Source organism: Parabacteroides goldsteinii, from assembly GCF_020091425.1.
Lineage (GTDB): Bacteria > Bacteroidota > Bacteroidia > Bacteroidales > Tannerellaceae > Parabacteroides > Parabacteroides goldsteinii.
Map to the genome: position 1 here is coordinate 6,379,868 of NZ_CP081906.1, position 12,144 is coordinate 6,392,011.

General features: G+C 39.3%; 12 protein-coding genes. 1 reads left to right on the forward strand and 11 read right to left on the reverse strand.

Annotation, left to right across the window (positions count from 1 at the left end):
* Positions 1 to 2 precede the first annotated feature (2 nt).
* From K6V26_RS26175 to K6V26_RS26220, 10 genes are all read right to left on the reverse strand, one after another.
* On the reverse strand, positions 3 to 2,405 hold the full coding sequence (locus K6V26_RS26175; protein WP_224264257.1) for a TonB-dependent receptor plug domain-containing protein: 2,403 nt from the start codon (positions 2,403 to 2,405) through the stop codon (positions 3 to 5).
* The gene (locus K6V26_RS26180) at positions 2,406 to 3,185 is read right to left on the reverse strand and encodes a FecR family protein (RefSeq protein WP_224264258.1); all 780 of its coding nucleotides are present in this window, start codon (positions 3,183 to 3,185) and stop codon (positions 2,406 to 2,408) included.
* A complete protein-coding gene (locus K6V26_RS26185; RefSeq protein ID WP_010800712.1) occupies positions 3,166 to 3,684 on the reverse strand; it encodes an RNA polymerase sigma factor in 519 nt (172 codons plus the stop codon). The genes K6V26_RS26180 and K6V26_RS26185 overlap by 20 nt, the downstream gene beginning before the upstream one ends.
* 23 nt (positions 3,685 to 3,707) lie before the next feature.
* The gene (locus K6V26_RS26190; protein ID WP_009859800.1) at positions 3,708 to 4,229 is read right to left on the reverse strand and encodes a hypothetical protein; all 522 of its coding nucleotides are present in this window, start codon (positions 4,227 to 4,229) and stop codon (positions 3,708 to 3,710) included.
* 152 nt (positions 4,230 to 4,381) lie between these two features.
* Positions 4,382 to 5,383 carry a DUF4249 domain-containing protein gene (locus K6V26_RS26195; RefSeq protein ID WP_224264259.1) on the reverse strand — a complete coding sequence of 334 codons (1,002 nt, stop codon included), beginning with the start codon at positions 5,381 to 5,383 and terminating at the stop codon, positions 4,382 to 4,384.
* Between the two features lie 13 nt (positions 5,384 to 5,396).
* The gene (locus K6V26_RS26200; protein WP_224264260.1) at positions 5,397 to 8,105 is read right to left on the reverse strand and encodes a TonB-dependent receptor; all 2,709 of its coding nucleotides are present in this window, start codon (positions 8,103 to 8,105) and stop codon (positions 5,397 to 5,399) included.
* Positions 8,106 to 8,111: 6 nt separating this feature from the next.
* Entirely contained in the window at positions 8,112 to 8,987 is an 876-nt protein-coding gene (locus tag K6V26_RS26205; RefSeq protein ID WP_010800710.1) for a FecR family protein, read from the reverse strand.
* A gap of 93 nt (positions 8,988 to 9,080) precedes the next feature.
* Positions 9,081 to 9,650 (reverse strand): RNA polymerase sigma-70 factor, encoded by a 570-nt coding sequence (locus K6V26_RS26210; protein ID WP_224264261.1) that lies wholly within the window; start codon positions 9,648 to 9,650, stop codon positions 9,081 to 9,083.
* 108 nt (positions 9,651 to 9,758) lie between these two features.
* Positions 9,759 to 10,037 carry an HU family DNA-binding protein gene (locus tag K6V26_RS26215; protein WP_009859795.1) on the reverse strand — a complete coding sequence of 93 codons (279 nt, stop codon included), beginning with the start codon at positions 10,035 to 10,037 and terminating at the stop codon, positions 9,759 to 9,761.
* A gap of 38 nt (positions 10,038 to 10,075) precedes the next feature.
* Positions 10,076 to 10,966: a helix-turn-helix domain-containing protein gene (locus tag K6V26_RS26220; RefSeq protein ID WP_046146213.1), complete on the reverse strand. Its 891-nt coding sequence runs from the start codon at positions 10,964 to 10,966 to the stop codon at positions 10,076 to 10,078.
* 434 nt (positions 10,967 to 11,400) lie between these two features.
* Between K6V26_RS26220 and K6V26_RS26225 the strand changes: the two genes are divergently transcribed.
* Positions 11,401 to 11,670 carry a hypothetical protein gene (locus K6V26_RS26225; RefSeq protein ID WP_009859792.1) on the forward strand — a complete coding sequence of 90 codons (270 nt, stop codon included), beginning with the start codon at positions 11,401 to 11,403 and terminating at the stop codon, positions 11,668 to 11,670.
* 75 nt (positions 11,671 to 11,745) lie between these two features.
* On the opposite strand, the gene K6V26_RS26230 is transcribed toward K6V26_RS26225, so the two are convergent.
* A complete protein-coding gene (locus K6V26_RS26230) occupies positions 11,746 to 12,141 on the reverse strand; it encodes a response regulator (protein ID WP_009859791.1) in 396 nt (131 codons plus the stop codon).
* Between the last annotated feature and the right edge of the window lie 3 nt (positions 12,142 to 12,144).

Genomic DNA, 12,144 nt, shown 5'->3' on the forward strand with positions numbered 1-12,144 from the left:
GATTAGAATTCTATCGTTTTCTTTTCCCTTTCATTTTTAATGACAGCGTTTCGTTCCAGGGGTTTACTGTAACCCTGGTCGAAACGCAAACTGATTTTTACCAGGAACATGTTGTTGTATGATTTCAGGTGGCGCGAAGTATTTTCCTGGTAAAGCGATGTTTCCAACATTCTCTGCTGGTTATGTCTGATACCTGCTGAAATGGGCGGAATGTAGGAGAGCGCAACAGATATCCGTTTATTCCAGAATAGCTTGTTTGCGGATATCAGCCAGTTGTCTTTATCGGTCATTTGATATCCCTGGCTGAGGATTTGCTTTTTCATATTCCGGTAATATCCGACCTGAATACCAAACGATTTGGCAGGGTGGTAATAACTTATTTTTGAGTTGGCAAGCCATCCGTCCGGTCTTGTTCTGATTTCGGCGTTCAATGCTTCTCCGAGGTAATATGCCACATTGTTTTTGAATCGGATATAATTGCCGAAAGGCTGATCATAAGTGATTTGCAAACTATATTCTCTTGTGTTTATATTACAGAAAGACCTGTATAACTTATGTCCTTTTTCGATATATAACTCACTGATTTCATCATGAACATAATTGAGTGCAGGGGTAATTGTTATCCGGTTACCTAATGAAATGCGGGCGGAAACAGTATGCCGGATGGCAGATTTCAGTTCTGGGTTTCCTATTTGTGTCAGGAACGTATCGATTACCAGGCTCATAGGGCTGAGCTGGTATAATAAAGGATAATGCTGATTAGTTGAATAACTGGCATTTATGTTTATGTTTTTATTGATGCTGATGTTGGCCTGTATGTAAGGCAGAAACCGGGTATAATTACTTTTTATATCTCTGTCATATGAGCTTATATGCTCGATGGCAGCCCCGAATTTAGTCTGTATTTTCGTTGAAGGACTAAATTTCATGTAGGCAAATACTTTATTCCGATATTCCCGGTAGTCCAAAAAGCCTCTGCCGTGACTACTTTCCGATCCATACATTCTCCAGGCATTGGAATATCCTAAGTTCATCGATATCTGGGACGATAACGAATATTTTCCTTCGACATTAAATAATGTATGGTTTTTATACTCGTTGTATGTATCCTGGATTATATAGTTCGATGCATCGTTCTGGTCGTATTGGTTTTTTATATCATTGTAATAATAATTGTATGAAAAATCGCTATATAACCGGAAACGTTCGCTAAACTGTCCCTGATAATACAGTGTGCCGACAAATGTGTAATCAGATGTGGCAGTTTCTGTTGAATTTTTGATCGTGCGTCGGTCATTGTTACTTATATCCGTACGTTCCATGGTGTATATCTGGTTTGTTTCTGTTTTGCCGGATACATAATCACCTTGGATGCCAACCGTTTGCGTCGGTGTGATTTGGTAACTGACTCCAGCCGTTATGGTATTATTCTTATGCTCATACAGGTCATTGGGTGTGTTTTCCGGCATTTCTGAAATAAGTTCCACACCTCTGTATATTAAATTTTTGGATACAGGTAAGTCTTGGTTTTCCTTGTTATGAGAATAGGTTGCATAGAAATTGATTTTGTCATAGGTATAACTCATTCTGATTACAGGTTGATTCAATATCAGCCGTTTGCTGTTGTTTATACCCGAAAGGCCGACGGCTGAAAAATTAGAGGCATAGATGTCATATCCCCGGTAATCCTTTTTCAGGGTAATATTGATAATGGCTGTATAATCGTCGGATATGAAACGGCCGGACGCTCCATTGATCACTTCAACGGTATGTATTCTGTCGGGTGACATATATTTTATATGATCCTGCGATTGTTGTATTCCGTCTACTAACAGTAATATATTCTTACTGTCGCTTACTTTGAGGGTATTAGTTGCTTTGTCGAAATAGATCCCGGGTATTTTATGCAATAGTTCTTCCGTATTGTTTATTCCTTTGCGCATATCAGGAGTGATGGAGTAACTGTTGCAGTCTACTTTATGGCGAACTTCATCTGCTGTGATAATTGTTTCGGGGAGTATGAAAATTAGTGTATCTTCGGTTTTCTTGCCGGGTACAGTTCCGGTGAAAACAAATTGTCTGTGAGGTTCGGATGGCTTTGTTTCCGTATTGCTTTCCGGTACTTGCCTGTCTAACGGAATGATGATATATACATGATTTATTTTTTCGACTTTGAACGGTTTATTGTTTAGCAGATAATAAAGGGCGTCTTCCGGATTTTTAAATGTTTTCGAGACGGATATATTATAAGCGGATAACGCTTTGTCATCAAACGATATTTCCATGCCAAGCATTCCTAAAACAGTGTTTAAAGGTTTGTTGGAAACAGTAAGCTGCATTTCCTGTGAAAATGCAGCGATTGTACTTATCAACTGTATGAAAATGATGACTATTGACCTTTTCACTTATTCTATGCTGAATTTGATTTCAAAAGGTTTTCCTATAATTTCGAGTATCATATCAGGTTTTGTGGCCCTGCTAAAATTACCAGTATAGACATGTCCCGGAGGAATGTCTGCTTTGACCCTAATATCATACTGACGTTCTATTTCATTGATCACTTCAACCAGTGGGACTCCTTCAAAAACAAATTTGTCTTCTATCCATCCGATTGATTGACCGGCATTGATATTTTCTTTAATGGTCAGTTTACCGTTATGATAGGTCAGTTGCATATCCGGAGCGAGGGTGGTCGTTTCATTATGGGTTGTCACTTTTACTTTGCCGGTCAGACAGGTTACACGATAGTTCCCTGGCCGTGAAAATATATTGAAACTTGTTCCTAATACATTCACTTTATTCTGATTTGATTTTACAGAAAAACGTTTTCCCTGTTTTACTTCGAAAAAGGCTTCTCCTTCAAGTTCAACATTTCTCGATATAATCCATTGGTAAGGTTTATAGGTAAGCCGGCTATCGGCATTGAGATTTACTTTTGAGCCGTCAGGAAGGGTGACAGCAAGATGCGATCCCCGTTTCGCAATTTCGGTCACGGTATAAGATTGAGAGATTACAGACCCGGTCAGGATAATGGCAACAAGGAGCACGGCTGCATATTTCCAAAATGGGATATGCCGGTTTTTTTTTGAAGATGGGGTATCTTCAAGGCTGGCAAAAGCTTCATTCCAGATATCTTCCTTGCTTTTGCTCCATTGGGGGATTATTTTAATATTGTCCGGTTTCATTTTTAGTTTCCGTTAATAATACTTTCTTTAGAAATTGCAATGCGGAATTCATTCGTTTCTCAACTGTTTTAATACTTATATCAAGGAGTCCTGCAATTTCGTGATATTTTAATTCATCGTTCCGGCTCATCAGGAAAACGATGCGTTGTTTTTCGGGCATCTGTTCCAGAGCTCTGGCATAGGATGTGGCAAGTTCCTTGAAAAGTATCTCCTCTTCGGGAGACAAGCCTGATGCGTCATTGCGTATCATATCCTGCTCGAAATGATTCCGGCTTGTTTCTTTCCGATAAGAACTTATCACCATTTCATTCGCCATTTTATATAAAAGGGCTTTCAGGTTATTATTATGTAACTGTTCTTTTTTCTCCCATATTTTCATAAATATCTCTTGCGCTATATCAGATGCCATATCAGTATCGCCGCAACGATAAAATATGAAACTCCGGACAGCATCAAAATATGTATCAAATAAGAGTTTAAACTCCTTTTTACTCAACATTTAGCGAACAGTTTGTCGTTGATCTACTCTTTGTACTTATTCACTTTTTTCATATACCCGATAAATTTATCCCATTCATTTGCTATGGCCTGCATATTCTCATCACGTATTTTTTGTATTTCAGTCAATGAACCTAAAACTGCAATATCAGGATATCCGTCGTTTATAAAAAATTTATTTTCAATTATACTGTAATAGAATACCGGTGAGTTGAAAATTTGGGAGTTGACATCTGAAACCCGGGTCAAGGTAGAAAACAAATACTTGTCATCCAGATAAAATTTAATATTGGCATAAAGTGAAATGGAGTTTTGTTGATAGTAATTGTCTTTAAACCGGATTTCTTTTGTTGTTCCGTTGAACCATAGGATATCATCTCCTGTAAAAATGATTTCCTCAGTGGGTTCGTTTGCCGATTTTGTTTCTGCTTTTATAATGAGTTTAGAATATCCCTCTTCAGGAGAAGGATTCGAAGGATCATTTGAGCAACTACTCATAAATATAGTCAGAAACAATATTGATAAAAATAAATAAAACCTTTTCATACGATTATTATTAATGGATTAAAATTACTATATCTTTTTGAATTAATAACCGTATGAGTTAAAGGATACCCTATATAATATGTTGTCAATTAGTATCCTTTAACTATTTTGCTATTGTTGGATTTGGGAAATGAATTTCCAGTGACCGTTTTTTACCACAACGGCGGGCGGGTCAGGATACGAATCGTCATTTGTTTTTCGGAGCTAGCACCGACAAACCCTAATCCGCCGACAACGTTTTGAGGTATAATGACCGGTTCCATAAAGGTTTCGTTATAGTTTCCCGACTCAAGGCAGTTCATGGCACGCATATACCGATAGTCTGTCTGGGTGATACAGAGTAGCCGGATGACGGCATCTGTCTCTACAAACAGCTTTTCGTCCATATTTTTGTGATCATAGTAGCGTGTATATACATTAAGCGTGTATGATCCGTTTTCGAAACGACTGTCGGTGAATACATTGTTCACATTTTGGACGGTTATATCAAGGATGCCGAATTCTTCATCATCGGCAGTACTGAGATGACCATCGGTCAACACGATATCTTCCTGACTGATAATATCTGGATAGATGATTGCCGGTCCGTATGTTGTTCCCTCTTCCGGATATGTCCGGTAAGTGTTTTCCTGGATACGCAGTTGATAATAGTTCTTTTCTCCGGATCGGTCGTTGAATGTGATTCTGTACCGGATGCAGTTATCCATATAATATCCTATTTTAATTTTAGTCAGAAGGGTATCTACCTGTATAATTTTTTCGATCGGTTGGGGTATTTTTACTTCTGCCCAGGCGTGATATTGCCCGTTTTCCGCAGCTGCTTCCAGGCGTACCAGATCACCGGGGAGAAACTGGGTTTTCACGCGGCAGTATTTTGTAGAGTCATTATAACTGGTGGAGATCAATTCGGCTTCAGCAACTTCTTTCTTCTCTCCGTTGACATAGATCGTGACGGCTCCATCGCTCACTAATGTTGTTGTCTCGCCATCAATGATATGCAAGTAAACTTGATTCTCTTCTTTTTCGGCTTCCAGAAAGGCATTCATGAGTAGTTGGGGCTCTTGAATTTTACTTTGGAAGGGTATCTCGTTCTCACAAGCTGAGAAAAGAGATGTATAGAGTATGAATAATAGATAGGATAAATTCTTTTTCATGTCATTTTCTGTTTTAGAATTTAAATGTATAAGTGACGGAAGGTATACAGGGTAATAAAGTCTGTTTGATCAACCTTGTTTTCCTTTTCCAGGTTGTTTCAGGCGCACCTCCTTCTCCAATATGTTCTTGTCCGATGTATTCTTCTTCCAGATAGATCAAATTGGGAGTCATGGCATTATAGGCATTGTAGACAGATATATTCCAAGTGTGTGTACCCCGGCGTACTTTTTTATGGAAGTTAACTCCCAGGTTCAATCGATGACTGACGGGTAATCGGTAATTGTTGCGGTGTTCGATATAATCGAGCAAGTTTCCGTTTATTGTCCCGGTACGCTGTTCGGCTAATGTTGCTGCCCCTCCGGTGTTAAATATCCAGGTGAGTCCAATATCGAACCGTTCACTAAACTGATGGTTCACACAAAAATTTATATTGTGGCGACGGTCATATTTATAGGGGAAACGTTCTCCGTAGTTAATGCTGCCGTCTTTGAACTGGCGGTCACTTTTGGCAATTGTATAGGCCAGCCAGCCGGTTGTTTTTCCCAGCGTTTTTTGTGCAAGTATTTCCAGTCCGAAAGAACGTCCGCGACCCATTTCCACTTTTTCCTGCCATCCTCCTGAGGTTCCGAAGAAAGAGGCGCCATCCTGATATTCCAGAACATTATGCATATCTTTATAATATCCTTCCAACGAAAATTCCCATCCTTTTATCCCTGTATAGTATCCCCCGACAGCATATTGAAATGACCGCATCGGGCGGATATTTTGAGTAACAGGCACCCATAAATCAGTTGGTAGTGAGATGGCTGACGACGATAATAAATGTACGTACTGTTCCATTTGAGTAAATGAACCTTTTATTGCATAGTCTTTGTTCAGGCGGTAGCGGGCGGACAGGCGGGGTTGTGCTGAGAAATAACCTTTCCCCTGGGTGTAAAACAAGGAAAGATGTATACCTGCATTAATACTTAACCGGGTACCTATGTTGAAGTCATCTTCTGCATACAAAGCGCATTCATGGCCATGCAGATTACTGTTAGAAGAATCTTTATAGATGGTATCTTGTGCTACTGATCCGTTTTCTGCTTCTCTCACATTTGAGGTTGTGACCTCCGGGCGGAACGTATGATTCAGATAAGAGCCGCCGAATTTGATATGATGGTTCGGGGCAGGCGTATAGTCGAAATCTGTCTGGATACTAACATCGTGTATCCCTGACCTATAATCGGAATTATATGTATAGGTTTCGTTATGCATGGGATCGGTATTGGTCTTTTTCTCGGTTCCGGTGGCTTCCTTTTTATAACTGTCAGCCATTGACATCTGATAATGGTTGTATGCTACAGTCGTGTTACTGAACAACTTATTGTTGAACACATAATTCCAGCGTCCGGCTGCGATAGTATTCCCCCAGTTGATATTGATTTTGCTGTTATAGAAATACAGGCGCGGACCATCGTCATAACCGTCGTATTCCTTATCCCGTTTGTAATCATAATGGTCTTTTCCTTTATAAAAGCTGAGGAAGAGTCGGCTTCTGTCGGAAAACTTATGGTTTACTTTAGCATTGATATCATAGAAGTAATAGTTGTATTTTTTATCTTCCGGCAGAAAAGGTCTTGCCACCAGGTCCAGATAGGTGCGGCGTCCTGTCAGACAGAAAGAAGTTTTGTTTTTTATGATCGGTCCTTCAAAATGCAGCTTACTGGTTAGCAGGCCGACACTGATCGTTCCATGATAATTTTGCATATCGCCGTCATTGGTGCGGATATCGATGATAGACGATAATCGTCCGCCATAACGGGCAGGAAAGGAGCCTTTGAAGAGAGTCACTTTTTTCATGGCCTCCGAGGTGAAGATCGAGAATACGCCCAGCAGGTGATCTGCATTGTAGATCGGAATACCATCCAGCAGGATCAGGTTCTGGTCCGGTCCGCCGCCACGTACATGCAAACCACTGAATCCTTCCATACCCGCCTGTACGCCGGGTAACAGCTGGATTGTCTTCAGTAAATCAGCTTCTCCCAAAACAACAGGTGTGTTGCGGATTTGTTTCATCGGGACATCAAGGGCACTCATCGCAGTGGCATGGATTCCGGTTTCTCTTTTATTTGACAGGACGACAACTTCCTCTAACTGATTGTCGGTCAGTAGCCGGATATTCAGCAAGGTGTCCTTTTCCAACCGGAACCGGCATATTTGAGTGGCATAACCAAGGTAGGAGAATGAAAGTGCTGCATCTCCTTCGGGAAGCGTAATACTATAAAATCCGAAAGGGTTGGTCGAAGTTCCTATCCTTCTGTTTTGTTCAAAGATATTCGTACCGATCAGTGTTTCCGATGATATCCCGTCTGTAACATAGCCGCTGATTGTATATTTGCGGTTAACGGGTGTTTCCCGTTTATCTAATAAGATATATTTTCCAGAGATCTTAAAAGCGATTGCTTCGTTTTCGAAAGCCCTGTGTAGAATATCCGTGATAGGAGATTGAGTCATATCCAGGGTTACAGGCTTTTTTAGCTGTATCTTTTCTCCGTAGATGAAAGAGAAGCCAGTAGAATCCTCCAACTGCTTTGCGAATTTGTCTAAAGCAGCATTCTGGATACTGAAATTTAATAATGTGTCTTTATTTTGGGCATCAAGAGGAGTTCTCCCGAAAATAACCCACAAGAGACATATGAGGCTGATGCGGAAAAGCGGGTAATGTATAGAATAGTTCATAATTTACTAAAGCTTAGTGCTGATAATGATAGTATTGTTTGTTATTGTGTAATTAAAATTGCCGGCTCCTTTTAATAATTCGAGCATTTCTTCCAGGCTTTCGCCATTGGTGAAGTTGGCCCGTATATGGTAACTCCGGAGTTCGGGATCGGTAATTTCTATTTTTACATTGAATGCATGTGAAAGTTGCCGGGTTATTTCCTGCAATGGCAGATAATCGAATAGGAAATGGCCGTTTCGCCAGACAATATCGTTGCTGCTTTTTGGATTTATTTCATGTTGTAAACTTTTCTGTAACCGGTTATAGATAGCACTTTCATTGGGAGAAAGGACGATTCGCCGGTTTTCTTCCGGTATGCTGACGGCAACGGAACCTTCGATCAGGGTTGTTTTTATTTCGGGGTCTTCGGGATAGGCTTCCACATTGAATTGGGTTCCCAGTACCTGTACGTTTACGGACTCTGCTTTTACAATGAATGGGTGCCTGGTATCTTTTTCTACATCGAAATAGGCTTCTCCGGTTAACCGGACTTCTCTTTTGGCTCCCCTGAAACGGGAAGGAAAGCTAAGTGTTGAGTAACGGTTCAGGGTGACAACAGACTGGTCGGGTAGTGTTATGTCCCGTATTTCAGCCAGGGTAGAAATAGTCTGTATGGTGCCCGATTGGATATAATCATATGTATACCAACTGGCCAGGCAGATGAGTATGGAGGCTGCAACGCTTCCTGCGATACGGAGAAATTTTATTTTTCCACTGGCAGGAGAGATACGCCTTTCCAGTATTTTCCAACTGTTTTTAGCGGAGAAGCGTCCTCTCGGTGAACGCGTAGAGGCGACCAGTTGTTCCAGAATCTTATCAAAGTTGTCGTTTTCAGGTGTCATCTTTTCTTTATCTGTTTAATTATTGCTTTCATAAATAAAGACAGAGATGTACGCTGGAACTCACTATGCTGATTTGGTGAAAATAAGTTAAGATTATGATCCGTTCTTGTCTGGCTTCAGGTAGCGTGATAACATATCCCGTAGTCGGGTTACAGCCTTTTGTAATTGTACGTCAACTGTATTGATGCTGATTTTTAATTCTTTAGCGACCTGTGCATAGCTTTGTTTTTCTTCCCGTATGCGAATAAATATCTCCCGGCATTTTTCCGGTAGACGGTCCAGTGCTTTGACATAGTGGGAAAAAAGTTCTTCGTTGATAAGGATTTCTTCCGGTGAATTTTCCTGGTCGGCTATCTTATCGGCTATTATCTCGGTAATCTGTTTTTGCCGTTCTTCTTTTGCCAGATAATTCAGTGCAGCATTTTTTACTGTGATAAAGAAGTAATCTTCCAGATTGACTATCGTTTGTAATGACTCCCGCTTTTCCCAGATTTTCATGAATACGTCGAGTACGACTTCCTGCGCCCATTCTTCCTGTTTCAGATAGTAATAAGCAATACGGAAAAAACGATCAAAGCATAGATTATAGAATTTCTGCAAGGCAGTTTGGGAGTCCTCTTCCTTCATTTGTCGTAAATATCTTCTGATCTCTTGTTCAGTCATAATTTCCTTTTCATGCTACTCTGTGGCTGCAAAGATACTTTTTAATCGATAAGTATGACAAATCGTAATAAAAAAAGGACTTATTTTGAAATAAGCCCTTTTTTTCATTTATTTTTCGTTCATCTTCTCTATCAAGAGAGAAGCACATTTGAAATGTACAATCGTTCGCGGTGTGAGTTGAATCACATCCCCGTTTCTGGGGTTTCTTGCCGGACGGCTTGTTTGCAGACGTGGTTTGAATGAACCGAAACCGGGAATGAAAACACGGTCGCCTGCCTTTGTTTTTTCTGCAACCATTTCAGTAAAAGCATCGAGAATGGTTGTTATATCCCGTTTATTGAGATTTGTTTTTGTCGCTAATTCATTGATTAATTGACTTCTGTTCATGACTTTATTTTATTAGTTATTAGATATGTAGTTTAATATTAATAATATGTTTCCATCATGCTTTTCCTGTATTCGGAAGGAGACATGCCAGTGTGTTTACGGAAGAACCGCCCAAGAGAGGACTGATTGGCGAAATTTGTTTTTACAACAATCTCCTGGATGTTAAGAGAAGAATCTCTCAGTAGCGCTTTTATTTCCAGTATGATATATTCCAGTATCCAGTCTTTCGCTGATTTTCCGCTGACAGCTTTTATTATCGTTGTCAGATATTTAGGAGTAATACATAGTTCTTTAGCATAGAATGCAACCTCCCTGTTCTCTTTGTAATGTTGCATAATCAGATAAAAGAATTTGTCTGCAAGTTCTTTTTTATGCACATCCATTGTTGGAATATAAGGAAGGGAACTGATCTTGTATGTATTGTACAGGTCCAGATAGAGAATGCGTAATACATGAATCACAGATTCCCGGGGGTATAGGTTGGATGCAGATTTAGCTTTCGAACAAACCAGATTATAGTAATTTTCAAAGTTAATGCTTTCGCTTTCCATTAATTTGTAATGGAAGTGAGTTCGCATATAGATAAAAAAATGTGGCGAAAATCTATGAATACCGCTCAACACATCATTAAACAATGATTGTGAAACAGAAAATGCATTTATCTTAAAATCCTGACTTGTCTCGTATATAGAAACCAGTTGTCCCGGTAATAGAATGACAAGTTCATTGTCCATCAACAAATGTTCATGTGTGTGAACTTTAATCTTTGCACTACCTTCAGAGCAAAGCATAACCAGTCCGTATTGTATATATGACGGATACGGAGTTATAGGAATTTGTTTGACATTCTCATAGAAAATTAAATCATTTTTTATAGAATCAATGGTGTCATTATTTCCTACATGTAATTTGTTTTCCTTTAAAGACATCACCCTATAATTATTTTGTGTATAAAATTAAAACATCGTTCTTTATGATATTCAGACAGTGGAAATATGGTGTGACAATGAAGAAATATGGAACGCTTATTGACATTTTTTTTACAGACAATGCCCTGATGATTTGTAAGAACCATTGTTTATGGTGAATTGTTCATTTGTTACTTCATAAAAAATGTTGTTGTTTCTCTTGAACGTCACCATCATTTTATCACACCCGACCAAACCATTATTCGGGATGGTGGAACGTTGAAAAAGCATGTACTTTTGAATAATTTGAAGATTCTATGAAATTAAAGGGATGAAATTGTATGAAAATAAGAAGATGTTTGTATATTTAAAGCTGTAAAGAAACAGCAAGTAGAAGTAACTTGTTTATTCTGTAGTTATTAATAAAAGCGAGTATAACTTTAAAGTCAAACATCATGGGAAAGAATCTAATTCACAGCAATGAGTTGCATCTTATTGACAAAAAAGAAATTCACAATGCAGCTAAGAAAATGGTAGAGTCATTGAATCTGGCAGCCGGATCGACGGGAGGTTTCGATATTTATAAAGTCGTTGAAACTTATTTCACTGATCTGGATAAGAGACATGCAATCAATCAGCTTATCGGTATTGGTGAAGATTGTGCTTATTATGGTGCACAAGAACAGGCAGCTGAATGCGAAAAAGCAGAAGCTGCTAATGAGTAGGTAAACGTTTATTTGAAATAAGAAGGAGATACTTGTAATAAGCATCTCCTTTTTTATTTTGTATTTTCGAAGAAATTACCATGTCAACTGCGGCAAGAAACTGGAAAGAACGCTTTTGAGCTCCTTGATGTTGATAGGTTTCGTTACAAACCCGTTGCTTCCGGCTTGGCGGGCAGCTTCCATGTCATTCTCAAAGGCATAAGCCGATTGCATGATGATAGGTATGTCCTGATCAAATTTCCGGATTTCCTTTAATGCATCAATCCCGTTCATTTCCGGCATTTTAATATCCAGAAGGATCAGATCTGCATGTTGCTCCTTATAGATCTCCAATAACTCTACTCCCGTTTTAGCATGAAGTATGTTACAATGCTTTTTCAGAATTGTTTTTAATAATAAGAAATTACTTTCTTCATCTTCTGCGATGAGGATAGTGATGCCTTTGTTTGTTATGTTTTCGTCCATGATCATAAT